23 protein-coding genes are annotated in these 23,093 nt (G+C 66.7%); 10 read left to right on the plus strand and 13 right to left on the minus strand.

Annotation, left to right across the window (positions count from 1 at the left end; genetic code table 11):
- Nucleotides 1-220: 220 nt before the first annotated feature.
- Nucleotides 221-628 carry a nuclear transport factor 2 family protein gene (locus NIBR502770_RS02560; RefSeq protein ID WP_141180928.1) on the plus strand — a complete coding sequence of 136 codons (408 nt, stop codon included), beginning with the start codon at nucleotides 221-223 and terminating at the stop codon, nucleotides 626-628.
- Between the two features lie 93 nt (nucleotides 629-721).
- On the opposite strand, the gene NIBR502770_RS02565 is transcribed toward NIBR502770_RS02560, so the two are convergent.
- Genes NIBR502770_RS02565 through pxpA form a run of 5 tightly spaced genes read right to left on the minus strand, consistent with a single transcriptional unit; the run spans nucleotide 722 to nucleotide 4,976 of the window.
- Entirely contained in the window at nucleotides 722-1,708 is a 987-nt protein-coding gene (locus NIBR502770_RS02565) for a biotin-dependent carboxyltransferase family protein (protein WP_141180929.1), read from the minus strand.
- On the minus strand, nucleotides 1,698-2,603 hold the full coding sequence (locus tag NIBR502770_RS02570) for an allophanate hydrolase subunit 1 (RefSeq protein ID WP_141180930.1): 906 nt from the start codon (nucleotides 2,601-2,603) through the stop codon (nucleotides 1,698-1,700). The genes NIBR502770_RS02565 and NIBR502770_RS02570 overlap by 11 nt, the downstream gene beginning before the upstream one ends.
- Nucleotides 2,600-3,949: an acetyl/propionyl/methylcrotonyl-CoA carboxylase subunit alpha gene (locus tag NIBR502770_RS02575; protein ID WP_141180931.1), complete on the minus strand. Its 1,350-nt coding sequence runs from the start codon at nucleotides 3,947-3,949 to the stop codon at nucleotides 2,600-2,602. Before NIBR502770_RS02575 ends, NIBR502770_RS02570 begins: the two co-directional genes overlap by 4 nt.
- Nucleotides 3,950-3,958: 9 nt before the next feature.
- Nucleotides 3,959-4,198, minus strand: coding sequence for an acetyl-CoA carboxylase (locus NIBR502770_RS02580; protein WP_018770516.1), 240 nt, complete (start codon nucleotides 4,196-4,198; stop codon nucleotides 3,959-3,961).
- Nucleotides 4,199-4,211: 13 nt separating this feature from the next.
- Complete coding sequence (gene pxpA, locus NIBR502770_RS02585) at nucleotides 4,212-4,976, minus strand: 5-oxoprolinase subunit PxpA (protein ID WP_141180932.1); 765 nt, start codon at nucleotides 4,974-4,976, stop codon at nucleotides 4,212-4,214.
- A gap of 99 nt (nucleotides 4,977-5,075) precedes the next feature.
- Here pxpA and NIBR502770_RS02590 point away from each other — a divergent pair, with 99 nt between their 5' ends.
- On the plus strand, nucleotides 5,076-6,521 hold the full coding sequence (locus tag NIBR502770_RS02590) for a helix-turn-helix domain-containing protein (RefSeq protein WP_168223107.1): 1,446 nt from the start codon (nucleotides 5,076-5,078) through the stop codon (nucleotides 6,519-6,521).
- Here NIBR502770_RS02590 and NIBR502770_RS02595 read toward each other — a convergent pair.
- The gene (locus NIBR502770_RS02595) at nucleotides 6,518-7,573 is read right to left on the minus strand and encodes a LacI family DNA-binding transcriptional regulator (protein ID WP_141180934.1); all 1,056 of its coding nucleotides are present in this window, start codon (nucleotides 7,571-7,573) and stop codon (nucleotides 6,518-6,520) included. The genes NIBR502770_RS02590 and NIBR502770_RS02595 overlap by 4 nt on opposite strands.
- Nucleotides 7,574-7,838: 265 nt before the next feature.
- On the opposite strand from NIBR502770_RS02595, the gene NIBR502770_RS02600 reads away from it, so the two are divergent.
- From NIBR502770_RS02600 to NIBR502770_RS02630, 7 genes are read left to right on the plus strand one after another with little or no spacing between them, the layout of a single operon-like run.
- Nucleotides 7,839-8,855 (plus strand): asparaginase, encoded by a 1,017-nt coding sequence (locus NIBR502770_RS02600; RefSeq protein ID WP_141180935.1) that lies wholly within the window; start codon nucleotides 7,839-7,841, stop codon nucleotides 8,853-8,855.
- A 43-nt stretch (nucleotides 8,856-8,898) separates the two neighbouring features.
- Nucleotides 8,899-9,789 carry a polysaccharide deacetylase gene (locus NIBR502770_RS02605; protein ID WP_141180936.1) on the plus strand — a complete coding sequence of 297 codons (891 nt, stop codon included), beginning with the start codon at nucleotides 8,899-8,901 and terminating at the stop codon, nucleotides 9,787-9,789.
- Nucleotides 9,786-11,177 carry an MFS transporter gene (locus tag NIBR502770_RS02610; RefSeq protein ID WP_141180937.1) on the plus strand — a complete coding sequence of 464 codons (1,392 nt, stop codon included), beginning with the start codon at nucleotides 9,786-9,788 and terminating at the stop codon, nucleotides 11,175-11,177. Before NIBR502770_RS02605 ends, NIBR502770_RS02610 begins: the two co-directional genes overlap by 4 nt.
- Nucleotides 11,164-11,931 carry an SDR family NAD(P)-dependent oxidoreductase gene (locus NIBR502770_RS02615; RefSeq protein WP_141180938.1) on the plus strand — a complete coding sequence of 256 codons (768 nt, stop codon included), beginning with the start codon at nucleotides 11,164-11,166 and terminating at the stop codon, nucleotides 11,929-11,931. The genes NIBR502770_RS02610 and NIBR502770_RS02615 overlap by 14 nt, the downstream gene beginning before the upstream one ends.
- 20 nt (nucleotides 11,932-11,951) lie before the next feature.
- The gene (locus NIBR502770_RS02620; protein WP_141180939.1) at nucleotides 11,952-12,686 is read left to right on the plus strand and encodes an SDR family NAD(P)-dependent oxidoreductase; all 735 of its coding nucleotides are present in this window, start codon (nucleotides 11,952-11,954) and stop codon (nucleotides 12,684-12,686) included.
- A 41-nt stretch (nucleotides 12,687-12,727) separates the two neighbouring features.
- Nucleotides 12,728-13,066 (plus strand): hypothetical protein, encoded by a 339-nt coding sequence (locus NIBR502770_RS02625; RefSeq protein ID WP_141180940.1) that lies wholly within the window; start codon nucleotides 12,728-12,730, stop codon nucleotides 13,064-13,066.
- Nucleotides 13,063-14,166, plus strand: coding sequence for an NADH:flavin oxidoreductase (locus tag NIBR502770_RS02630; protein WP_141180941.1), 1,104 nt, complete (start codon nucleotides 13,063-13,065; stop codon nucleotides 14,164-14,166). Before NIBR502770_RS02625 ends, NIBR502770_RS02630 begins: the two co-directional genes overlap by 4 nt.
- Before the next feature lie 54 nt (nucleotides 14,167-14,220).
- Here NIBR502770_RS02630 and NIBR502770_RS02635 read toward each other — a convergent pair whose 3' ends face one another.
- A complete protein-coding gene (locus NIBR502770_RS02635; protein WP_141180942.1) occupies nucleotides 14,221-14,649 on the minus strand; it encodes a MarR family winged helix-turn-helix transcriptional regulator in 429 nt (142 codons plus the stop codon).
- The gene (locus NIBR502770_RS02640) at nucleotides 14,649-15,065 is read right to left on the minus strand and encodes an SRPBCC family protein (RefSeq protein WP_141180943.1); all 417 of its coding nucleotides are present in this window, start codon (nucleotides 15,063-15,065) and stop codon (nucleotides 14,649-14,651) included. The genes NIBR502770_RS02635 and NIBR502770_RS02640 overlap by 1 nt, the downstream gene beginning before the upstream one ends.
- A 356-nt stretch (nucleotides 15,066-15,421) precedes the next feature.
- Here NIBR502770_RS02640 and NIBR502770_RS02645 point away from each other — a divergent pair, with 356 nt between their 5' ends.
- Nucleotides 15,422-16,495 (plus strand): class I SAM-dependent methyltransferase, encoded by a 1,074-nt coding sequence (locus NIBR502770_RS02645; protein WP_141183284.1) that lies wholly within the window; start codon nucleotides 15,422-15,424, stop codon nucleotides 16,493-16,495.
- 55 nt (nucleotides 16,496-16,550) lie between these two features.
- Here the strand turns inward: NIBR502770_RS02645 and NIBR502770_RS02650 are convergent, their stop codons facing one another.
- The 5 genes from NIBR502770_RS02650 to NIBR502770_RS02670 all read right to left on the minus strand — a co-directional run bounded on the left by NIBR502770_RS02650 (nucleotide 16,551) and on the right by NIBR502770_RS02670 (nucleotide 23,043).
- Nucleotides 16,551-18,092 (minus strand): HD domain-containing phosphohydrolase, encoded by a 1,542-nt coding sequence (locus NIBR502770_RS02650; protein WP_141183285.1) that lies wholly within the window; start codon nucleotides 18,090-18,092, stop codon nucleotides 16,551-16,553.
- A gap of 58 nt (nucleotides 18,093-18,150) precedes the next feature.
- Nucleotides 18,151-18,906, minus strand: a complete 756-nt coding sequence (locus tag NIBR502770_RS02655; protein ID WP_141180944.1) for a hypothetical protein — start codon at nucleotides 18,904-18,906, stop codon at nucleotides 18,151-18,153.
- Between the two features lie 84 nt (nucleotides 18,907-18,990).
- A complete protein-coding gene (locus tag NIBR502770_RS02660) occupies nucleotides 18,991-19,740 on the minus strand; it encodes an SDR family oxidoreductase (protein ID WP_141183286.1) in 750 nt (249 codons plus the stop codon).
- A 460-nt stretch (nucleotides 19,741-20,200) separates the two neighbouring features.
- Nucleotides 20,201-21,100, minus strand: coding sequence for a DUF308 domain-containing protein (locus tag NIBR502770_RS02665; protein ID WP_246857371.1), 900 nt, complete (start codon nucleotides 21,098-21,100; stop codon nucleotides 20,201-20,203).
- Nucleotides 21,101-21,384: 284 nt separating this feature from the next.
- Nucleotides 21,385-23,043, minus strand: coding sequence for a thiamine pyrophosphate-binding protein (locus NIBR502770_RS02670; protein WP_141180945.1), 1,659 nt, complete (start codon nucleotides 23,041-23,043; stop codon nucleotides 21,385-21,387).
- Nucleotides 23,044-23,093: the final 50 nt, after the last annotated feature.

Below are 23,093 nucleotides of genomic sequence, written 5' to 3' on the forward strand. Positions count from 1 at the left end.
AGGAAGGGGAGCCAACAGGGGAGTGCTTTAGGTAGGCGGCGGTGGATGCCCGGAAACCCCCTACCAGGGCGGGGAGCGCCGGCTTCTACACGGCGTCGATGGCGTCGAGCCACTCCTGGAACGTCTGGCGTCCGACGGCGGAGCCCGGCGCCGGGATCAATGGTCCATTGCCATGCCAGGCGCCCGGAGATAGCATCTGATTCCGGCCCGGGAGGTACAGATGCTCGACGATGCAGACCTTCTGGACGCGCTGCGGCGTCATTGGGACCACTCCGGCATCGATGAGGATGTGGCCCACGAGATCTATCACGACGACGCGGTGCTTGAATTTCCGCAGTCCGGCGAACGGTTCGAGGGGGTGCAGAATTTCCGCGAATGGCGGCGTCAGTATCCGGCCAGACTCAAGTTCCACACCCGACGGATCACCCGGCGCGATGACTTGGTGGTTGTCGAAAACCTGATCAGCTACGACGGTGCTCCCTGGATGTACACCGTCAACCTTCTGGAGTTCCGGGACGAACGGGTCGCGCATGAGCGCATCTACATCATGGACGGCTGGGACGCTGCGGAGTGGCGGACGCCCTGGCGCGCTGACCAGCCTGCGGATCCGCCGCCTCCTGCCCCTTAGCTGCCCGACGCTAGGGGCGCTCAGTTCGGGAGGGACTGACCAGTTCCACGTAGCCGGGAGCGGCGGGCCCTGGGCAGGGCCCGCCGCTGCCCGTCAGCGGTTGGCGCCCAGGGCCGCCCAGGCCTTGTTCCGGTGTTCGGCAAGGTCCCGGCGGGCAGCAAGGGCATCATCCAGGCTGACGGCGGCAAACCGGGTCGCGGTTCCGGGCGCAGCCCGTGCAACCAGGTCCATGTCGGCGCTGATCACGGTGCCCACCATTGCGTAGCCGCCGCCGGAGACGGCATCGCGGTGCAGGATGATCGGCTGGGTGCCGCCGGGAATCTGGATGGATCCCACGGCATACCCCGCGTCCACGATGTTGGAAGGGTCCGAGCCGGCGCCGAACGGCTGTTCGCGCTCCTTCCATTCCACGCCGGGTCCGGAGTAGCGAAGACCCATTCGGTCGGCCACGGGAGTCACCTTCCACTCCTCGTGGAGGAGATTGCCCAGGCCTTCGTCGGTGAGGCGGTGGTCGTACAACCCCAGCACGATCCGGACTTCCTGCTCCTTGGCGAAAGCAGGCCGGTATTCATCCGGGACGCTTTCGGCCTGGGGGAGGCTTCCGCCGTTGAGGGGAGCGCCCACGGGGACAACGTCTCCCGCCTCGAGCTTGCGGCCCTTGAACCCGCCGATCCCGCCCAGGCTGTACGTGGACCGGCTGCCCAGCACCTCCGGGACGTCGATGCCGCCCTGGACGGCGATGTAGTAGCGGGTGCCGCCCTGGATGACGCCGAAGGAAAGCTGGTCCCCGGCCTTCAGCAGCAGGCGGCTCCACTGTGGCCGCGGCTCCCCGTTGACCTTCACCTCCACAGGAGCGCCGGTGACGGCGATGACGGCGTCGTTGTCGGTGGTCAGCACCGGGCCCAGGTAGGTGCACTCCAGGACCGCTTCCCGTGCCGAGTTTCCCACCAGCGCGTTTCCCAGTTCGGCGGAGTACTGGTCCATGGAACCGCTTTGCGGTATGCCCACGTTGTAGTGGCCCGTTCGCCCCTGGTCCTGGACCGTGGTGGCCAGGCCCGGGTTTCCGATTTCAAATGCCATTGAGGGCCTCCATGAGTTCACGGTTGTAGCCTTCCGGGTCGGCCAGCGCCCTGGACAGGTCGAACGTCACCGGTGCCTGGCGGTAGCGGAAGGTGCCGGCGGAGATCTCCGCCTGGATGGTGTTGTATTCCGCCTCCGTGACCGGTTTGAACTTCACGATGTCCCCGGGGCGGAAGAACACCATGAAGTCCTTGAAGTCCGCCAAGGCCTGGCCGGGGTCGAAGATGGGGGCCGCGGCGACGCCGAACATCTGGTACCCGCCGGCGCCCCGGACGGAGTAGATGCAGCCGAAGCATCCGCCGTGCCCCACGGTCAGCTTGGGGGTGTCGGTCCGCGGGCTCAGGTACTTGGGCACCTCCAGCTGCTTCTCGCGGTCCACCAGCTGGAACAGGAACGGCAGCCCGGCCACGAAGCCCACCATGGACACCAGCCACGGCTGTTCGTGGTGCCGCTGGATGAACTCCGCGGCATCCTTGAGGTGGTTGACCTTGGCCGCGTAATCAATGTCGCTGCCTTCAGGCTCCTGGTGGAACCCTTCACGGAACCGCTGGGCCACTTCCGCGGTGAAGGGGTCCTCGTACCAGACCGGAACCTCGACGATCCGGGTCTCCAGTGCCCGTTCCTGGTGGGACGTCAGGTCCCGCTCGATGTCACGCACAGCAGTTTCCAGCTGCTCTGGAGGCAGGACGTCGGGGTCGAACCGCACCAGCAGGGATGCGTTGGCCGGGCAGATGTCAACGATTCCCGGGAGCCCGGCGTCGGATAGCCTGCCGGCGATGGACATGACCTTGAAGTTCGCGGGCAGGCTCATCGCTTCGGAGACTTCCACGAACAGGAATTCGTCCCCGCCCCAGGTGTAGCGCGCACCCGGGAGGATGGCGGTTTCGGTGGTCATTTTGCCCCCGTGAGGTCGGCTGCGGTTTCAATGAACTTGGAGTGGTGGCTGACTTCGGCGAATTCGGGCCGCGCCAGCAGCGCCAGGTGGACGGGGACGGTGGTCTTGACCCCTTCAATGTGTGTTGCCTCCAGCGCCGCCAAGGTGGCTGCGATGGCGGCGTCCCGGTCCGCGGCGTGGACGGCCAGCTTTGCCAGGAGGGAGTCGTAGTAGGGGCTCACCACCGAACCTGCTTCCACCCCGGTGTCCACGCGGATGCCCTCCCCCGATGGCCAGTCCAGGGACCGGATGGTTCCGGGGCTGGGGAAGAAGTGGTGGCTGGGGTCTTCCGCGTTGATGCGGCATTCGATGGCGTGGCCGCTGAAGTGCACGTCGTCCTGGGAGATGGACATGGATCCGGTGGAGGCAATCAGGAGCTGCTCGCGGACCAGGTCCACGCCGGTGATTTGCTCGGTGATGGGGTGCTCCACCTGGATGCGGGTGTTCATCTCAATGAAGGCGGCCTCGTGGTTCCCGGGGTCGTACAGGAACTCCACCGTCCCCGCTCCGTGGTACCCGCACTGGCGGGCAAGGGCCACGGAGGACTCCCGGATGGTGGCCCGGACGGCGTCCGGGAGGTTGGGTGCAGGAGCTTCCTCCAGTACCTTCTGGGAACGGCGCTGCATGGAACAGTCGCGGTCACCGAGGTGGATGAAGTTGGTCCCGTCGCCCAGGACCTGCACCTCCACATGGCGGGCATGCTCCACGAACCGTTCCAGGTAGACGGTGGGGTCGCCGAAGATGGCGGCGGCCTCGCCCCGGGCCATCTCGATGGTTTCCAGCAGTTCGCCTTCGTCGTGCACGAACCGGATGCCCCTGCCGCCACCACCGGCGGAGGCCTTCACCACCAGCGGGTACCCAATCGCACGCGCAATCCCGACGGCGTCCGCCTCCGGATCCAGGGGGCCGTCAGACCCCTTGAGCACGGGGACGCCGGCGTTGGCTGCCGCTTCCCGGGCCAGGGATTTGTTGCCCATCATGGAGATGGTGTCCGCGGTGGGGCCCACCCAGGTGAGGCCGGCCTCTGCCACCTTCCTGGCGAAGTCGGCGTTCTCCGAGAGGAAACCGTAGCCCGGGTGGACGGCGTCGCACCCCTGCTCGAGGGCTGCAGTGACCAGGGCGTCCTGGTTCAGGTAGCTGGCGGTTGCCTGGGCCGGGCCCACCACCACGTAGTGGTCGGCTGTCCGGGCTGCCAGTGATTCCGCGTCGGGCTCGCTGACCCCCAGGACGGTTTCGATGCCCATCTCGCGGGCAGTCCTGGCGATCCGCACGGCGATCTCGCCGCGGTTTGCGATGAACAGTTTCATGGGCTGCCTTTATCCTTCCCGGATGACGACGATCGAGTCGCCCGGGTTGACCATGTCGCCTTCGTTGACTTCAAAGGATTCCAGGGTTCCGGCGACGTCGGACTGGATCTCGGTGAACTGCTTCATGATTTCCACGATGCCGATGGTCTGGCCGACTTCGATGGTGTCGCCTTCGTTGGCGAAGGGGGGTTTGCCCGGGCCGGGCTTGCGGTAGAAGACTCCGGGAAGGGGTGAAACGATGGTGGCCATGTGCTGCTCGCTTTCAGGAGTGGGCGGATCGGGATGAGTCGAGTGCCTTGCGCACGGCGGAGGCCACGGCGACGGCGTTGGGTGCATCCGAGTGGACGCAGATGCTCTGGAAGGCGATGTTCAGGGGAGTGCCGTCGACGGCGGTCACGGGCTCGCCTGCCACCGCCCGGCTGACGCGTTCCGCGGCGGCGTCCGGGTCGGTGGGCGCGGGCCGTCGCTGGATGAGGAGCTCGCCGCCGGGGCCGTAATTGAGGTCCACATAGAGTTCCGCAACGAAGTCCACGCCCATGGCGCGGCACACGGATTCATGGGCGGTCCCCGCCAGGCCGTAGAACGGAACGCCGAACTGTTTGGCTGTTCCGGCCGCCGCCTGCATAAGGTCTTCGTCTCCGGCGAGCATGCCGTAGAGCGCGCCGTGGGGTTTGATGTGGTTCAGGGACAGCCCGTTCTTGGCCAGGAAGGCGGTCAGTGCCCCGGTCTGGTACAGGATGATCGACTCGACCTCCTCCGGGGTGAGCACCATGCGGCGGCGGCCGAACCCCATGGGGTCGGGGAGCCCGGGATGGGCGCCCACGGCCACCCCGTGTTCGGCGGCAAGGGCCACCGTCCGGTTCATGACGTCCGGGTCCCCGGCGTGGTAGCCGCAGGCGACGTTGGCGACGTCGATGATTTCCATGAGTGCGGCGTCGTTGCCGAACTCATGCAGGCCGAAGCCTTCACCCATGTCCGAATTCAGCAGCACCTGGGCAGGCGTGGTTTCCGTCACGTTTTTTTGCATGCAGGCAACGGTACAGAGGCGGCGAGCATGCAGGAATTGGGCGGATCGCCGAATGTGGCCACCCGGATTATGCTTTTTGCACTAACAAGGAGGCTTGCCGTGCGTGTTGCCGATCTCGTGGCGGATGCTGCGCTGAACATCCGACTTGCCGTGCCGGGCAGCCCTGGACGCCTGGCCCGGCCCATTGCATGGTGTGCCCCCACGGAGCACATGGACCCCACGCCGTTCCTCAGCGTCAACGCGCTGCTGCTCACTAACGGGATGGGCCTGAATGTCAAGGACTACCGCATCTGGGATGCGTACGTGGAGCGCCTGATGTCCGTTCCCGTTTCGGGCCTGGTTTTCGGCCTCGGCGCCGCACACCGTGAACTGCCGCCGGGACTGGTGAAAGCCTGCGAAGCCCATGGCCTTCCACTGCTTGAGCTTCCGCCCGAAGTGCCGTTTGTCCAGGTGATGCGGCACGTGGACCAGCTCATCGCCGCCGAACGCTATGCCGAGCTGCGCGCCGGGTGGGACCTGGCGGACGAGTGCACCAGGCTGGCGGCGGGCGGCCATTCGCTGGCGCAGGTCCTGGAACGGGTGGCCACAACCATCCGGGCGCGCGTGGCGGTCCTTGACCACAATGGGTTTGAACTCATGTCGGCAGGAACGGCCGCGGGCGGAACGGCACGGACCACCCTGAGCCTGCCCAGCGGCGGAATCCTCCGGTTCAGGCTGGCCATCGAAGGAATCAAGAGCAGCCTGGTGCTGCAGCCGCTGTTGGGCCCGGTGGCTGCGGTGATCGCCATGCAGCTGAGCTACACCCTCGGGTCCCGGTCGCCCCTGCATTCACGGGAAGCCGCACGGTTCATCGAGGCGCTCTACGAGGCCAGGGGGACACCAGCGCCGGCCCTGCGGCGCTACGCCGCGGAGGCCGGGTTCGAGCCGGACGCGGAGTGGGGCTCCGTGCTGATTGGCGGCGCAGGGGAAGTTGCGCCGGCCAAGCTGCGGACCATCGCCTGGCGGGTCCGGGTGGGTCTGCAGGCCGAATTCGGGACGGTGCGGTTCATGGAGGAAGCCGGCCTCACCACGGTCCTGGTGCAGCGCGGGGAAGCGGGGATGGAGCTCATGGAAGCCGTCCAAAAATCCTTCCAGGACGCGCCGGAATTGTCCGCCGTCGTCTCCGGGTGCGGGAACCTGGACGAACTGCCGCTGGTGCTGCAGCTGGCCCGCCGCAGGATGGGTGAGCCGGGGCTCCATCGGGCGCCGGTCGCTGACCTGGCCGGTGTGGTGGAGGGCCTGCCCGGGGCCGGGCTGGTGGCGATGTCCCGGCGCCTCCTGGCCCCGTTGATGTCCGACGGCGGCACGGCCTTGCGCGAAACACTTGAGGCGTACCTGCGGTACAGCGGGAATACCCGTGAAACCTGCAGCGAGCTCTTCATCCACCGCAACACCCTGACGTACAGGTTGCGCAAGATTGAGGAGCTTCTCCGGGTTGACCTGGATGACGGCGAAGTGCGGGCCACCTGCCTGCTGGCGCTGCGGATCGTCGCCGCCGGAACCTAGGTGGCGGCCATCTCGGCGGCCGCCCTGGCGGCGCTGCTTTCGCGGACGAACAGGGTGGGTTCCAGCTGTACGGGTTCGGGTTTCTCGCCCCTGAGCACCGCCTGGATCAGCTGCACCGCCGTCCGTCCAATGTCCGCCATGGGGGAGTGGACCGAGGTCAGCGGAATGGGAAGTTCGGCGGCCAGGGAGGTGTCGTTGTACCCCACCACCGCCACGTCCTGTCCCACGGTGAGGCCGCGGGCGCGCAGGGCCCCCATCGCTCCAATGGCGGCGAAGTCGTTGACCGCGAAGATTGCGGTGGGGCGCGGCCTGCCGCCGGTGAGAATTTTCTCCCCGGCCTCCCGCCCCCCGGCGGTATCGAATCTGGACCACACCACGTCGTCGTCGGAAATGGTGCCGCCCAGCGACCGCCAGCGGTCCAGGAAGCCTGCGGTGCGGTCGACGGCGGTGCTTGCGTAGGGCTCGCCGGCAATGACCGCCACCTGCCGGTGGCCCATTTCCCACAGGTGGCCGGCCACGAGTTCACCGCCCACGACGTCATCGCAGGTGGCAGACGGGTAGCCCGTCACCCGGCGGTTCATCAGCACGAACGGGACCTTCCGCTCCGTCAGTTCCTGCAGGAGGCCGCCGTCAAGGTGGGCGTCACCAATAATGAGGCCGTCCACCCGTCGCGCCAGCATGAGGTCGATCTTCCGCCGTTGTTCGTCGGGGTCGTCGCGGGAGTTCATCACGAACGCGGAGTACCCCACCTCGGCTGAGGCCTCGTCGATGCCCTCGTACATGATGGCCAGGACCAGGTCCGAAAGCCGGGGGACGATGACGCCCAACAGTTTGGTGCGCCGCGTGCGGAGGCTGGCGGCCTGCGGGTCAGGGGAGTAGCCGCGCTTGCGGGCCAGTTCCCGGACACGCTCGGCGGTGGCGGCCGAGGCCGCTCCTTTCGCCACGTCGGAACCGGAATGCAGGACCCTGGAGACCGTGGACGGATGGACGCCCAACTCCCTGGCCAAATCCTTCAGCGTGACCGTTCCGCCGCCGTCGGCCTTTTCTTTCATGTCCCTCTCCTGCCCCCGTGGCCACTGTAGCCCAGGTCTGCCCGGGCTGCCCGGAAGGCCGCCAAGGCAACCCTTGACGTGACCCGCTTCACATCCTATAGTCGTTCATCAGCGCTACCCAAACGTTTGGGTAGACCAACCCCTACAACTTCCCCCGGCGCCCCCACCCCTGGGTGCCGCCCCGTTTTCAGCGCGTTTCCCCTTTCCGCGGAGCGTCACCCAATCGATTGGGTTGCGGGCCGCGCAGCAAACCACCGGAGCTGAAATGACTGTTACCGACTCCCACGTCGTGCTGCTGGCCACGGGAGGCACAATCTCGTCGCGTTCCTCCCAGGCCGGAGGCGCCGTCGCCTCCGATACCGGCGAGCAGGTGTTCAAAGCCCTCGGCTCGCGGGTTTCCCACCCCGTCCGGGTGCTGGACGTGTTCCAAAAGGGGTCCTACCTCCTGACATTCGACGACATGCTGAAGATCTGCGCAGCCATCCAGGAGGTTCTTAAGGACCCCACCGTCCTGGGCGTGGTGGTCACCCACGGCACGGACACCATGGAGGAGACCGCCTACCTCGCGGACCTGACACACAGCGACGAGCGGCCGGTGGTCTTCACAGGCTCGCAGCGGGCCGCCGACTCCGACGCTCCCGACGGGCCGGACAACCTTGCGCGGGCCATCGCCGTCGCCGGTTCGATGGACGGGCGGGGAAAGGGCGTCATGGTCCAGTTTGCGGGCACCATTTTCCCGGCCGCCGGCGTGCGGAAAAGCCAGACTCTTCGGCTGGATGCCTTTGCGAACCCCGATTTTGGGGTACTTGGCCAAGTGTCAGCCCAGGGAGAAGTTGCCATGGACGGCAGCGGCAGGCTTGAGGCCCTGCCCCTGCCCCGGCCGGGCGGCGGCTCCCCGCGGGTGGACCTGGTTGCCGCCTACCCAGGCTCCGACTCCATCCTGATGCACGCCGCCCTTGAAGCAGGAGCGGAAGGCATCATCCTCCAGGGAACCGGAAGCGGCAACGCAAATGCCAGCCTCTGCGCAGAGGTGGCCGCCGCCGTCGCGTCCGGCGCCGTGGTGGTCACCAGCACCCGCGTGGACGCGGGACCGGTGGTGCCCATTTACGGGGCCGGAGGCGGTGGCGAGGACCTGCGGGTTGCCGGTGCCATCAGCTCCGGCCACCTCCGGCCCTCGCAGTCACTGATCCTGCTCAGCCTCCTGCTCAGGATCAATCCCGACCGGGACCGGATCACCGAAATTTTTGCCCAACGAGGGAGGCCTCCTGAACCTTCCGCCTGACACCCAGAACACCCGGTTTTGAACGAATTGAAAGGAAAATCTCATGGCTAAGGACATTCAAGTCGCCTTCGGCGTGGACGTAGACGCAGTGGCAGGCATGCTCGGCTCCTACGGAGGAGAGGACTCCCCGTGCGACATCAGCCGCGGCCTGTTCAGCGGTGAAGTCGGCGGACCCCGGCTGATCCGGTTGTTCCAGAAATACAACCTCCCGGCCACCTGGTTCGTGCCGGGCCACTCGATCGAGACCTTCCCGGAACTGACCCAGATGATCGTGGACGCCGGGCACGAGATCGGCGTGCACGGATATTCGCACGAGAACCCGATCGCCATGACCCGGGAGCAGGAGACCGCCATCCTGGACCGCGCGATCGAACTGATCGAAAAGGTGTCCGGCCGCCGGCCTACCGGCTACGTTGCACCGTGGTGGGAGTTCTCTCCCGTCACCAACGAGATCCTCCTGGAGCGCGGCATCAAATACGACCACTCCCTGATGCACCGCGACTTCGAGCCGTACTACGTCCGGGTGGGGGACTCGTGGAAGAAGATCGACTACACCAAGGACGCCCAGACCTGGATGGAGCCGTTGAAGCGCGGGCAGGAAACGGACCTGGTGGAAATTCCGGCCAACTGGTACCTCGATGACCTGCCTCCGATGATGTTCATCAAGGCATCGCCGAACTCTCACGGGTTCGTCAACCCCCGCGACATCGAAGAGATGTGGCGGGACCAGTTCGACTGGGTCTACCGCGAAATGGACCAGGCCGTTTTCACCATGACCATCCACCCGGACGTCTCCGGCCGCCCGCAGGTGCTGGTCATGCTCGAGCGGCTCATCGAACACATCAACTCCCATGAGGGCGTCAGCTGGTGCACCTTCGACCAGATCGCCGATTCCTTCCTTTCCCGCAGCCCCCGTAAGGACAACAAGTCATGACCATCCAAGACCCGGCTGTCGACCTGTCGCAGCCCCGCCCGGACGAGAAGCGCCGCTTCCCGGTCTTTTCCAAGCGCCACACCACCACCGCCACTGTCCTTGCCCTGCTGGCCTGGACCGTAGCCGTCTTCGACTACGGCCTGTTCGGCACCCTGCTGCCGGCCATGCAGCAGGAATTCGGCTGGTCTGCGCCCGAGGCATACGCCATCAACACCTGGATCGCCGTGGGCACCGCCATCGTCTGCTTCGGCATCGGGCCCGTCATTGACCGCCTGGGCCGCCGCAAAGGCATGATGACCACCATCGGCGGGACCGCCGTCGTCTCCGGCCTCACGGCACTGATTCCCACGGGGATCCCGTTCCTCAGCAACGCCATGCTGGTGGTGGTCCGTTCCTTCGGCGGCCTCGGATTCTCCGAGCAGGCCGTGAACGCCACCTACATGAACGAGGTCTACCAAGTCACCGAAGTCGCGGACAAGCGCAAGCGCCCGGGCTTCCACTACTCCTTCATCCAGGGCGGCTGGCCGCTCGGCTTCCTGCTGGCAAGCGCCCTGGCCCTGGCCTTCCTGCCCTCCCTGGGCTGGCGTGCCCTGTACCTGATGGCCACCATCCCGGCCGCCGTCATCGTCTGGGTTATCGCCCGCAAGCTCAAGGAAACGCCCCAGTTCGAACTGCACCACAAGCTGACCGAGCTCGAAAAGAGCGGCAAGACGGCGGATGCGCACTCCCTGGCCCACGCGTACGGCGTCGAGCATTCCTCGGCAGCCCCGCTGAAGCGCATCTGGGAGCCGCACCTGCGCCGGAACACCTTTGTGTTCTCGCTCGCCTGGATTGTGAACTTCTTCGGCATCACCATCTTCAGTGTCCTGGGCAGCTCGGTGCTCAAGAACGCGAAGGGCGTGGAACTCTCGGACGCCTTCTGGATGCTGATCGTCATCAACCTGCTGGCCTACTTCGGCTACGTCTTCCACGGCTGGCTTGGTGACAAGATCGGCCGGAAGCGGACCATCATCGGCGGCTGGATCCTTTCCGGTATTTCCTTCTCCATCATGCTTAGCCCCATCGCCACCAGCCCATTCATGATCATCCTGACCTACGGCGCCGGACTGTTCTTCCTGGTGGGGCCGTACGCCGCCATCCAGTACTTCATGGCCGAGTGCTACCCGGTCAGCTGCCGGGCCACCGGAACCGCCTTCATCGGCGCCATGAGCCAGCCCGGAACCATCCTCGGCGGCGCCATCTTCACGGCCATTGCTGCCGGCGCCGGCACCGGTACCGCGGCCCTTTGGGTGGGTGCCCTGGGCACCCTGGTGTCCGGACTCCTGATGATCGCCGCCAAGCCCCCTGCCGAAGCCCTGATGGAGGACCACCCCCATGACGTCGCCTAGCAAAGCCGCCATCATCACCGGTGCCGCCAGCGGCATCGGCCGTGCCCTCGCCGTGCACTACGCCCGCCAGGGGGTGGTGTCCGTCATCGGCACCTTCCCGGGCGACCCCCACGATCCGGAGGAGACCCTCCGGCTGGTCAAGGAGGCCAACGGCGAGGCGGTGATCCACGAAGTGGATGTCCGCACCACCGCCTCCGTGGATGCCCTGGCCCAGCGGGCCGTGGACGAGTACGGCCGGCTGGACTACGCCATCGCCAACGCCGGCATCCTCCGGAACTCCCCGCTGGGGGAGATGACGGACGAGCGCTGGCACGACATGCTCAACGTGGACCTCACCGGCGTGCTGCGCACGCTGCGTGCCGGCGCGGAGAGAATGACCGACGGCGGCGCCCTGGTTGCGGTCTCGTCCATCGCCGGCGGGGTGTACGGCTGGGAGGAACACGCCCACTATGCCGCCGCCAAGGCAGGCGTGCTGGGCCTGGTCCGCAGCGTGGCCGTGGAGCTCGGGCCGCGGCAGATCCGCGCCAACGCCGTCATCCCCGGCCTCATCGAGACCCCGCAGTCCCTCGACCCGGTGAACTCGTTGGGACCGGAGGGCCTGAAGCGGGCCGGGAACGACATCCCCTGGGGACGGGTGGGCACACCGGAGGAGGTGGCCAGCGTCATCGGCTTCCTCACCTCCGACGATTCCCGCTACATCACGGGGCAGGCGCTGGTGGTTGACGGCGGCCTCACCGTGAAGATGCGCGCCTGACAGCCCAAGGAAAGGACACCATGAACACATCGACCCATGTTTCCGGGAACGCCCAAGCCTCGAACGGACGCGGGGTGGTGGTCACCGGCGGTTCCAGCGGAATCGGCAAAGCCATCGCCGAGGCCTTCCTGGCCAACGGCGACCGTGTTGCCGTGCTGGACCGGGCCGGAGGGTACGGCGCCATCCGCGTGGACGTGGCCGACGAAACCAGCGTGCGCGCGGCCTTCGCCGAGGCCCGGGAGACGCTGGGCGGCATCGACGTCCTGGTCAACAGCGCGGGCCTGCTGACGGAGTCTCCGCTGGAGGGCATGTCCCTGGCCATGTGGAACGAGACCCTCACGGTGGACCTGACCGGTGTGTTCCTGTGCTGCCGGGAGGTGGTGGGGGAGATGCGGCAGCGCAAGTGGGGCCGCATCATCAACATCGCCTCCCAGTTGGCCATCAAGGGCGGCGTGGGGCTGGCCCATTACAGTGCCGCCAAGGCCGGCGTCGTCGGCCTTTCCAAAGCGCTTGCCCTGGAAACGGCGGCGGACAATGTGCTGGTCAACTGCATCGCCCCGGGGCCCGTCGAGACGCCGCTCGTGGAGGGCATCTCGGAAAGCTGGAAGGCCGCGAAGCGTGCCGAGCTTCCGCTGGGGCGTTTCGGGACGCCCGCGGAAGTGGCTCCCGCGGCTCTCCTGCTGGCCAGCGATCCGGGTGGAAACCTGTTTGTGGGACAGACGCTGGGGCCCAACTCCGGCGATGTGATGCCCTAAGGAAAGGGAGCGACATGTGCGGTGCCTGCGGAAGGACCACCGTGGCGGACCCCGCCCTGGGCCCGGTGCGGACCATGCGGCAACACCTGATCGTGGCGGCCACGGTCAATGCCGTCTGCTCCGGCCTCCCCGGTGCTCCGAAAGTGAACGCCCTCAAAGACGGGTGGCTGATGACCGGGGCAGCCGGAGCCTCCGCGCAGTGCCAGACCCTCGACGAACTGTGGTCCGCGGTGCTCGGCTGCTTCCCGGACGCGTCCGTGGTGGACCGGCTGAACGGCCGCCGGCTGGCGTACGCAGCGGATCCGGCCAACGCGGGCCTGCCTGCGCGGGCGGCCGGTCTTCTGCCGGACGCCGAACACTATCAAGGAGATTCTGCATGACTGATTACTCCCCGCTCTGGTCACCCATCCGGATTGGGTCCACCGAGCTGGATAACCGGGTGGCCTTGGCTCCCATGACACGGATCAGCGCCACCGAGGACGGGCATGCCACGGAGAGAATGGCGTCCTACTACCGGACCTTTGCACGTGGAGGCTTCGGCCTGCTGGTCACGGAAGGCATCTACCCGGACACCGCCCACAGCCAGGGCTACCATCACCAGCCCGGCATCGCGACGGAGGAGCAGGCCCGGTCCTGGGCCACGGTGGTCGACGGGGTCCATGCGGAGGGTGCGAAGATCTTCGCCCAGCTGATGCACGCGGGTTCCCAGAGCCAAGGGAACAGGTTTGTGTCCTCCTCCGTGGGGCCATCGGCTGTGGCGCCCAAGGGGGAGCAGCTGGGGTTTTACCGCGGTGAGGGCCCGTACCCGGTACCCTCCGCGATCACCCTGTCCCAGATGAAGGAGGTGCGGGATGGGTTCGTCACGGCCGCGCTGCATGCGCAGCAGGCGGGGTTCGACGGCGTGGAGATCCATGGTGCCAACGGGTACCTGCTGGACCAGTTCCTCACGGACTACCTGAACCAGCGCGATGACCATTACGGCGGATCCCCGGACAACAGGGTGCGTTTCGCCGCTGAAATCTGCCGGGACGTCCGCGAGGCTGTCGGCCCGGACATGACCGTTGGCATCCGCATTTCCCAGTCCAAGGTCAGCGACACCGAGCACAAGTGGAGCGGGGGAGTGGAGGAAGCCGAGGTCATTTTCGCCACCCTGGGCGGGACGGGGATTGATTTTGTCCACACCACCGAATACCGCGCCACCGAGCCCGCGTTCGCGGATGCCGGGGAGACTCTCGCTGCGCTGGCGAAGAGGTACTCGGGCCTTCCGGTGATCGCCAACGGCAAGCTCGATGATCCTGATACTGCTGTGTCCATCCTGGTGGACGGCTCGGCGGATGTTGTGGCGCTGGGCAAGGGGGCGCTGGCCAACAGGAACTGGCCGCACCTTGTCCGCAACAACCTGGAGTTCGGGGAGCTCGACCCCGCCGTGTTCGCTCCTTTGGCGGACGTTAAGGACTGGGAGCTGGAGGATCCGGCATAAGTCCCCAACAATGGGCCGTGTGACACCCAGCGCCAGCTGGGCGTCACGCGTCTCTCACCCCGCGGGCCGGGCCAGGCGGCGGAGCAGCGATACGGCGTCGTCCACGGGCACGGGCTCGAAGAACCTGGCGTCGGCAAGTTCGACGGCGGCGATGGCCCGGGGAGCCAGCTCGGCTCCTGCGCTGGTAACGCGCAGCCGTTTGGCCCGGGTGTCGGTGGGGTCGACTTCCCGTTCGATGAGTCCCTTCGCTTCCAGGGCGCGCAGGACTTGGGAGGCCATCTTGACGTCGGTGCCCGCCTGCCGGGCGAGGGCCAGCTGGTTGGGGTGCTCACCCTTGTTGTTGAGCCACCACGCGCAGGCGAGCAGCACAAACTGCACGTGGGTGAGATCAAGCGGGGCGAGTGCTGCCGCGATGTCCCGCTGCCAGCGCAGCGTGGCGTGCCAGAGCAGGAATCCGGGGCTCTCGCCGGGGTTGAGCGGCATCAGCCGCCTGCCATCGTGACCAGCGCGGCCATGGTTTCCGGCCAGTCCGCGGTGATGCCGGGCCCAATCTGCGGGCCGGCCTCGTCGGCGCCGTCGCCGCTGATCTCCATCCGGTACACCACGCGGATCCGGTCCCCGCCGGCTGCATCGATGCGGTGGGTGGTGCGCAGGAGCAGGCCGCCGAAGCGGGCCTCGTCCACGAACCGTTCGTTTTCGACTGCCTCGGCGATGACCAAGGGGATCGGATCGTCGCCTGGGGGCGTCATCAGGATCTGGGTGCCTTCAGCGAAGGGGCCGTTGATCTCGGTCTTCTCGATCTCCCCGTTCCAGGCACCCCAGTTCTCGACGTCGGACCAGAGCCGCCAGATGGCTTCTGGCGTGGCGTTGGTTTCGATACTGTGCTCGTATTCCCACATGGTGGCCTCCTCAGAAGATGATCTACACAAAGATTATCTGTGCACAGACTAAGTTCTGTCTAGAGGGGAACCTGAAGGTTTACCTGTACCCTGACAGTAGGTTCTGGGCTTCAGCGCCGCATCGACCAAGCCCGCGTTTGTTGCCGGCGGGCGGGCTGGACTCCTGGCAGCGTCCCCTTCGACGTCGTCGAACCCCCGCTGCAATCGGCCCGAATCCGATCGCACCCAACATCTTGGAATGGAACTTCATCCCTACTGGCACCCCAGCTCCGGCGGAAGTCCCGCCCTTTGACCCCACCCCTTCGCTCACAGCCGCTGCGGCCGGGCACGTGGCCTGGGTTGAGGCCGGCGCCGGCATGGCCGCGCGGTGGCGCTCGGCGAACGGCAGGCCGGCACCGGGGCGCGTGGAAGTGGTGGACGACTCCCTCACAGCCGATGCTGCGTACCGCTCGGCATCACAGGGGATCGCGATGCTCTGGCACGGCGACTTCCACAACGCGCGGCAGATCCTCAACGCCCTGGACCGCCGGATAGGCACCGGAAAGAAGGCCGGCGGAACCCCTGCCGAGCAGTTCTACCGGCACCGGCAGTCCGCCTCGCACCGCGCACGCATTCTGGGCCTGCTGCTGATTCCCCTCGATCCGGGCCCGGTGGTGCCGCTGCGCCGCGCACCGGATATCCGGGAAGCCGCGGCGGAAGCGTACGGAGACATTGGGGAGTCTTCCGTGGTGTCCCTGCACGAGCTCGTCGGGGCCGTCGGCGCCCACGAGTGGCGGCGGAATGGTGTCTACGTCGATGCTCTGCAGGACCGCATCCACCCGCACTACGGCACGTTCTTCCCCACCCGCAGCGAGTACGTGGATCTCGTGGCGGCGGCCGCACTGCCCTCCGATACGCTGGCGTTCGACGTCGGAACCGGCACCGGAGTGCTCGCCGCCGTCCTCGCCCGCCGCGGCGTCCGCCGCGTGATCGCCACCGACAACGAGCCGCGTGCCATCGCCTGCGCCACTGAGAATTTCCGGAACCTCGGAGTCGACGACCGCGCCGAGCCAATGCTGACCGACATGTTCCCGCCCGGACGGGCGCCCTTGATCGTGTGCAACCCGCCCTGGATTCCGGCCACGCCGCATTCCAGCCTGGACAACGCCGTCTACGACCCCGGGAGCAGGATGCTGTTCCGCTTCCTGAACGAACTCCCCGGCCATCTGGAGCCGGGCGGTGAGGGCTGGCTGGTCCTGTCCGACCTGGCCGAGCACCTCGGCCTCCGCTCGCGCGAGGAGCTGCTGGCCGCCGTCGAAGGCGCCGGGCTGAAGGTGGCGGAACGGCTGGACACCAAGCCAAGCCATCCCAAGGCTTCGGACCGCGATAATCCCCTGTTCGCGGCGCGCTCGGCCGAGGTCACGTCACTGTGGCGGCTTGTCAGCCAATAGCCTCAAGGGACGTGGCGCCGGGCCACCGCGGCCGGCCCTAGCTGGGCGCGGCCCGCTACTCGGTCAGCCCATTCCTGATCGCGAACAACGTAGCCCCCACCCGGTTGGTTGCACCGATCTTCGTGTAGATATGCTCCACGTGGTTGCGGACGGTCTTCCGGGAAAGGAAAAGGCTGTCTGCGATCTGGGCCGGGGTCAGGCCGCGGCAGAGCATGCCGAGGATCTCCACTTCCCGCGGAGTGAGTCCACCCACGGCGGCATGCGAACGGTGGGGCTGCTGGCCGGCCGCCACGAGCACGGCCTCCACGGCTCCGGAGGCCAGCCTCCCGGCCGAAACCTCCTGCCGGAGACGGGCGGCCGCATCAGCCGGGGTGAGCGCGGGCCGATGCGGGCGTGGCTCCACGGAGGCATGGTAGGAGTCCGCAGCCGCCAGGATCCGCTGCTTTACCCCCAGCTCGTTTCCGCCGATCCCGCGGGGATAACCGGACCCGTCGAGCCGCTCGTGGTGTGCGCCGGTGAGGGCCGCCTCGCCCTTCAGCCCTGGTACACGGCTGAGGATCCGTTCGCCCAGGAACGGGTGCATGCGGATACGTTCCAGGTCCAGCGCGGAAAGGGGTTCCTTCTTGTCCCATACCTGGTTGGATACCCCCAGACGGCCCAGGTCGTGCACCCAGCCTGCGCGGCGGAGCTCCTTGACGTCGTCCGCCGGCAGCCCGTGCTCCTCGCCCGCGGCGGCCGCCAGAGCCGCCACCGCGCGGGAGTGTCCGGCCGTGTACGGAGACTTGAGGTCCGCGAAGTCGCCGATGGCGCGCAGCACTGTATCCAACTGGCTGCCGGACAGGGGAGCGTCCGTGGGAGCCAGGTCAAGGGCGGCCTGCCAGCAGTCGACGTCGAGGAGTCCCTCGGTGAGAGCCCCGGCCTGGTCGATGAACAGTTCGGCCAGTGCGGGATCGAACTGGCTGCCTCGGCGTGCCTGCACCATGGCCACCGCCCCGGCCACGCCTTCCGTCCGCAGGAACACCTCGGCGGTATCGGCCAGGTGCATGATCCGCATCTCCAATGGAATGTCCGGCCCTGCCACACCCTCCGGCAGGCCCTTGCCGTCCCACCGCTCAAAGGTGTGGGTGAGCAGTCCTGCCACGCCGTCGTCGAGCCCTACACTGCTGGCCAACACCCCGGCCGAGACGCAGTGCGAGGCAATCATGGTCCGCACCGCCCCGCTGCCGGTCGCCGCGAAACGCGTCCAGCGGGCAACGCGGGCCAGCGGCGGGAGGCCGGCGCCGGCGTGGCTGAACATGCCGGCGTACATGGGCAGGCCGTGCTGGTCGCGGCGGTAATAGTCGGCGCGGAAGGCGATGTCGTCCGTGAACAGCGCGGCGAGTTCAAAGGAATCCGCGTGGCAGCCGATCCAGGCCAGCTGGTTGACGTAGTAGATCCTGCCCTGGCCGGCGGCGTCAATGCCCGCTGCCCCGGCGATCCGCAGGGCCAGCAGGGACGCACGCAGCATGTGCTCCATCGGCTGCCCCAGCCCCAGGTCGATGGCGAGCGACAGCGCGGCCAGGACTTCGCTGCGCCGGGGCGCAGCCGGTGACTGCATCACACCTGCCATTCTAGGAAGCCTCCGGCTACGGCAGTAGGGACCACGCGTGCGGCTGTTATGCCGTCTGGTTCTTCCCGGTCCGTGCCTGGACGGGGCTTGGTCCGGCGGATTGAGCGGTGGACGGGAACCTGACGCCCACCTGCGCTCCGAACAGTCCACGCTGTGGAAGCCAGAAGTCCGCCAGGTGGTCCTGGACCGGCAGTGGGCCCGGAACTCCGGCATCCTCATCCCGGATGGTGGCCTGGGAATCCGTCACGAGCCACAGCTGCCGTGGCTGGGCCTGGAACGTCTGGCCATTGGGCACAACGCCTGATACTTTCATCCTGCCCGCGCCGAGCAGCGGGCCGGCGAATGCCCCCATGGCCCGGAGCACCAGCTCGTTCCGCCACAGGCTTTCCGGCATCCGCACTGCCATGGCGGTCAGCATCGTGGTGGCCGCGGAGGTGCCCAGCTGCAGGTGCCAGTCGAGGACTCCCGGCACCGTAATCAGCGCGGTGAAGGGCCCGCTCCACTGGATGTCGACGTCGGTCTCCACCGTATGGTGGACGGCCGCCCCGAAGTAGCGGGCGCAGCTGAACTCCGGTGCGGTGTTGGCGTAGATGGTCCACTCGCCGCCGGGTGTCCGGTGCCAGACGGAGCGGTAGCCGGGGCCAACGGAGCTCACCGGGAAATCCCGGAACGCCAGGTAGTGGCCGCTGGTGAAAGGCAGCCCCAGGACGGCGTAGCCGGCGAAGTGCTCGGCAGCGTCCTCGGGAAGGTCGGCAAGTTTGGGTGTTGCCTCTGCTGATGACTGCGGCTGGTAGATGGTCATGGCCGCCTCCTTTTCTCTATGAGGCGAGACTATGACCGGGCCGCAGCAGGGGCATGGGGCAGTTGCCCCATTTAGCATCGGCTTTTACGCGGCGCCGATGGCGTCGAGCCACTCCTGGAACGTCTGGCGTCCGACGGCGGAACCCGGCGCCGGGATCAGCCCGCCGTTGCGCATTGCCTTGCCCATGGCGCCCGGCACCCGGAGCGGAACGATCCGTTTTTTCTGCTGCGTCTTGGCCAGGTAGGCCGTGACAAGGCCCTTCAGGTGTTCGGTCCGGGGGCCGCCGAGGTCCGGAATGCGTCCCTTCGGCCCGGACTCGGCCGCATCCACCAAGGCTGCGGCCACCTCCGGTGCCGCCACCGGCTGGGTGACCATCGTGGGCACGAAGACCAGCGGGCCCACTGAGGCGGCCTTGATGGACATCGGTACGAACTCGTGGAACTGGGTGGACCGGAGGATGGTCCAGGGAATGCCGCCGTGCCTGACTTCGTCCTCCTGCACCAGCTTCCCGGCGTACAGTCCCGAGTTGGCCTTATCGATGCCCACAATGGACAGCACCACATGGTGCTTTACGCCGGCCTTCTTCCCGGCAGCCAGCAGGTTCTGGGTGGCGTTGGTGAAGAAATCCACGGCTTTCTTGGTGGACAGGACCTGGATGCCGGAGACGTCGATGACGGTGTCGACGTCCTGGAGTGCCTGGTCGAGGCCGCGCCCGGTGATGAGGTCCACCCCTTCGGCCCGGCTGAGACTGACCACGTGGTGCCCGCGCTCGCTGGCGATAGCCACAACGTGGCGGCCCACTGTCCCGGTTCCCCCTGCAACGGCAATCCTCATGCAAGGAATCCTATGCCGGTTGACTGACAAAAACGGGTGCGGAGCTTGTGTTCCCGCCGGGTCGTATCCCGCCACCGCCGCCTTCGCTGCCCGGTTGGCGTTTATCCACTCGGTCAGCCATGGCGCGCAGACGCTGGAGGTGATCCGGCAGTCGGCCACGAACGTCCCCTTGGCGCCGGCGTCGATCCAGTCCTGAAGCGCAGACAGATCGCCAAGCGAGCGGATGACAGCCGACTCAGCCCCCAACGCGCTGCCCGCGGCGATAGCGGTTTGGTCCACGTCCCAGGCCGGCCGCAGGCGGTGGGGGCGTGGTGCTTCACCGGCGGACGTGACTGTCACTGCGTGCTTTTGCACCAACCGGTGTCGCCCGCAGGCCAGACGAGCATGGTCCCAAGTCATGCCCAACAATAAAGCAAGGCCTCCGGCGACTGCCGGAGGCCTTGCTTTATTGTGGACGAAGCTATTTGACGGCGACGAAGACCTTGTCGGCGATCATGCCCGGCCGGACGGCGAGAACACCTTGGCCAGCTGTGGCTGTTGGTACTTGAATGGCGATATTGCCTGTTGCAGTGCCCCCCTTGTATAGGGTGCTCGTAGTGTCGATATGCTCGGGTGCAACGGCACTGTTATCGAGTCGATTGACGGTTTTTCCATCGGGGGTGACGTAGTCGACCGAGACAAAAGCAGGCATCTGCCCATTTGCCTCATCGCCGAGATAAGTTGCAGAGTAATTCACCAAGATGTACTCGGTGCCGGCGACCGGGGGTTTGTTGAATTGGTTAGCCGCGACAACTGCATCCGAAGCAGCAAGCCTGACCGAGTTAATCACTACCCGCCAATCCTTTGACTCCACGACCGAGCCGATTGGAGAAGGATTTTCACGTGTTCCCGTCTTGGCGGCGGGCTGTGCTGCTGCTGGAGCACCGCTACCTGCTTCAGCGTTAGGTGCCGAAACTTTAGTGTCGCCTCCGCCGAAGGCGTCCTTGGCCGACGATGCGACAACGGAGAAGAAAACAGCAAAGCCGACGATGGTTCCCACGATCGACAAGATCAGGGCTGTGATGCCCATTCCCTTGGCTTTGTCTTTCAAGAAGAGGGAAACAATTGCCAGGATGAACGCAATGGGCAGCAAGACCCAACCGATAATGAGAGCGCCGGGGATGCACGCAAAGATGAAACCGACAATTGCGGCAATAAGTGCGACGAGCCCGATGACATTTCGCTGCTTTTTTGCCTTCGCGTATTCTTGAGGGCCTGAAGCGCCTTGTGGACCGTAGTTCGGCGGCATAGGAGGAAATTGCGGTTGCTGGTGGGGCGCAGTCTGCTGAGAGCTCGCCCCCGGAAGCTCTGGTGTAGTCATGTCATGATGATGTCAGAATAGTTGGATTTCCGCATTCATGACTTCCAAATTGAAAATCGTTAATCCAGTGTGAGTTTCGACCGTATTTCTGCGGGTCAGCTCCTGAAACCAATGAATCTTGTCTTAATGCTGTAGCGATAAGTGGTCTTTCCTTGCGAAATCTTGCAAAGATCTTGATGTAATTTTGCCGAATTCGCCGGAGTTTGACCGGGACGAGTCCATCATGAACAAGGAAGGCCAGCCCCAAGACGGAGTAGCGAGGCTCTGCGGATAGGCCAACCTGGCTATCCCGCCACAGTTGCCTTCGCAGCCCTCGTCGCGTTCATCCACTCGGTCAGCCAGGGCGCACGGACGCTGGAGGTGATCCGGCAGTCGGCCACGAACGTCCCCTTGGCGCCGGCGTCGATCCAGTCCTGCAGCGCGGACAGGTCACCAAGCGAACGGATGACAGCGGATTCAGCGCCCAACGACCGCGCAACACCGCTGAAGTCCACCTCGGGGATCAGCATCGGCTTCTGGGTTAGGCCCTGCGAGCCGTACTGGTGGATCTCGGCGCCGTAGGCGGCGTCGTTGTAGATCACCACGATGGCGCTGCGGGCCGTAGAAATGAGCGATTCGAGGTCGGACAGGCCCATCAGGAACCCGCCGTCGCCGGCGGCCAGCACCAGGGTGCGTCCGTCCTCCAGTGCACGGGCTGCCCCGACGGCGCTGGCCAGGCCCAGCCCGATGGTCTGGTAGGCGGTGCCCACCATCACCAGGTCCTGCGGGCGCGGGATGTTCCAGTACATTGGCGCCCAGCCGATGAAGTGGCCGCCGTCCTGGACCACCGTGCGGCGCTCCGGCAGCACGGCGTCGAGGGCGGTGGCGAGGGCGCGCGGGTCCAGCCGGCCGTCCTCAGTCTCGGCCGAACCCAAATCATGCCCCGGCCCCGCAGCCAGGCGCTTCGAGGCTTCGGCGCGCCAACCAGCCGCAGCGGTCTCGCCGTCAAACAGAGACAACAGCTGGGAAGCAGCAGCCTTCGCATCCGCCTGAACGAATAAGTCCACCCTCGGGTTGGTCGGCTGCAGGGCTGTGTCGATCTGGATGACGGTGCTGTCCGGGCCCAGCAGGTGCCCGAACCGCATGGTGAATGGGCTCAGGCTGGCCCCGGCCACCAGGACCACGTCGGCCTCGCCCATGATCCCGACCGCGGTGTCGGTGCCGAAACCGCCGGCCACGCCCAGGTACCCCTCGCCATTGAGGAGGTTGAGGGCCAGGGCGGTTCCGGCGGTCAGCGCGCCGAGCCGGTCGGCGAGTTCGCGGAGTTCCGGGCCGGCACCGGCGAGGTGCGCGCCCCGGCCGGCGAGGATCAGCGGCCGCCTGGCACAGGCGAGGAGGCGGGCAACCTGCCCAAGGCCGCCGTCGACGTCGTCCGTCACCTGTGGTGCCGCCGGTTCCGGAAGGTCCTCATCCGCAGCCTCGAGCGCGGCGAGGTCGTAGGGGATGGCAAGGACGACGGCGGTGCGCCGGGTGAGTGCGTACTCCACCGCCTGCCGGGTGATGGCGCCCGCGGCGTCGCGGGTGACGGTGAAGGTGGCGGCGCCGAGTCCTGCGGCGATGGCGGCCTGGTCCACGTCCCAGGGCCGGGCGCCGGTGGTGGGGGCATCGCCGGTGACCAGCACCACCGGGATCTGCGCCTGGACGGCCTCGGCGAGGGCGGTGAGCGCGTTGGTGTAGCCGGGGCCGTAGGTGGTGGTGCCCGCGGCGAGCCGCCCGGAGGTCCGGTAGTAGGCGTCGGCGGCGGCGATGGCGGCGCCCTCATGCCGGACCGGGGAGAAGCGGAGGCCCTGCTGCTCGGCGGCGTCCAGGAAATAGACGTTGCCGTTGCCCATGACGCCGAAGACGTCGCTGACATAGCTGCTGAGAACCTCTGCCACGCGGCCCGAGACGGTAAGTGAAGTCATGCAGGCATCGTGTGGCCTGCATCTCACGTTTGCAATACCCTGCGATGCAG

The sequence above is a fragment of the Pseudarthrobacter sp. NIBRBAC000502770 genome (genome assembly GCF_006517815.1).
In the GTDB taxonomy this organism is placed as follows: domain Bacteria; phylum Actinomycetota; class Actinomycetes; order Actinomycetales; family Micrococcaceae; genus Arthrobacter; species Arthrobacter niigatensis.

Bases quoted from the DNA above. Each gene is read 5' to 3' on its own strand.
- NIBR502770_RS02560 (WP_141180928.1), top strand. From the start codon at position 221: ATGCTCGACGATGCAGACCTTCTGGACGCGCTGCGGCGTCATTGGGAC.
- NIBR502770_RS02565 (WP_141180929.1), bottom strand. From the start codon at position 1,708: ATGGCATTTGAAATCGGAAACCCGGGCCTGGCCACCACGGTCCAGGAC.
- NIBR502770_RS02570 (WP_141180930.1), bottom strand. From the start codon at position 2,603: ATGACCACCGAAACCGCCATCCTCCCGGGTGCGCGCTACACCTGGGGC.
- NIBR502770_RS02575 (WP_141180931.1), bottom strand. From the start codon at position 3,949: ATGAAACTGTTCATCGCAAACCGCGGCGAGATCGCCGTGCGGATCGCC.
- NIBR502770_RS02580 (WP_018770516.1), bottom strand. From the start codon at position 4,198: ATGGCCACCATCGTTTCACCCCTTCCCGGAGTCTTCTACCGCAAGCCC.
- pxpA (WP_141180932.1), bottom strand. From the start codon at position 4,976: ATGCAAAAAAACGTGACGGAAACCACGCCTGCCCAGGTGCTGCTGAAT.
- NIBR502770_RS02595 (WP_141180934.1), bottom strand. From the start codon at position 7,573: ATGAAAGAAAAGGCCGACGGCGGCGGAACGGTCACGCTGAAGGATTTG.
- NIBR502770_RS02600 (WP_141180935.1), top strand. From the start codon at position 7,839: ATGACTGTTACCGACTCCCACGTCGTGCTGCTGGCCACGGGAGGCACA.
- NIBR502770_RS02605 (WP_141180936.1), top strand. From the start codon at position 8,899: ATGGCTAAGGACATTCAAGTCGCCTTCGGCGTGGACGTAGACGCAGTG.
- NIBR502770_RS02610 (WP_141180937.1), top strand. From the start codon at position 9,786: ATGACCATCCAAGACCCGGCTGTCGACCTGTCGCAGCCCCGCCCGGAC.
- NIBR502770_RS02615 (WP_141180938.1), top strand. From the start codon at position 11,164: ATGACGTCGCCTAGCAAAGCCGCCATCATCACCGGTGCCGCCAGCGGC.
- NIBR502770_RS02620 (WP_141180939.1), top strand. From the start codon at position 11,952: ATGAACACATCGACCCATGTTTCCGGGAACGCCCAAGCCTCGAACGGA.
- NIBR502770_RS02630 (WP_141180941.1), top strand. From the start codon at position 13,063: ATGACTGATTACTCCCCGCTCTGGTCACCCATCCGGATTGGGTCCACC.
- NIBR502770_RS02635 (WP_141180942.1), bottom strand. From the start codon at position 14,649: ATGCCGCTCAACCCCGGCGAGAGCCCCGGATTCCTGCTCTGGCACGCC.
- NIBR502770_RS02640 (WP_141180943.1), bottom strand. From the start codon at position 15,065: ATGTGGGAATACGAGCACAGTATCGAAACCAACGCCACGCCAGAAGCC.
- NIBR502770_RS02645 (WP_141183284.1), top strand. From the start codon at position 15,422: ATGGCCGCGCGGTGGCGCTCGGCGAACGGCAGGCCGGCACCGGGGCGC.
- NIBR502770_RS02650 (WP_141183285.1), bottom strand. From the start codon at position 18,092: ATGCAGTCACCGGCTGCGCCCCGGCGCAGCGAAGTCCTGGCCGCGCTG.
- NIBR502770_RS02655 (WP_141180944.1), bottom strand. From the start codon at position 18,906: ATGACCATCTACCAGCCGCAGTCATCAGCAGAGGCAACACCCAAACTT.
- NIBR502770_RS02660 (WP_141183286.1), bottom strand. From the start codon at position 19,740: ATGAGGATTGCCGTTGCAGGGGGAACCGGGACAGTGGGCCGCCACGTT.
- NIBR502770_RS02665 (WP_246857371.1), bottom strand. From the start codon at position 21,100: ATGACTACACCAGAGCTTCCGGGGGCGAGCTCTCAGCAGACTGCGCCC.
- NIBR502770_RS02670 (WP_141180945.1), bottom strand. From the start codon at position 23,043: ATGACTTCACTTACCGTCTCGGGCCGCGTGGCAGAGGTTCTCAGCAGC.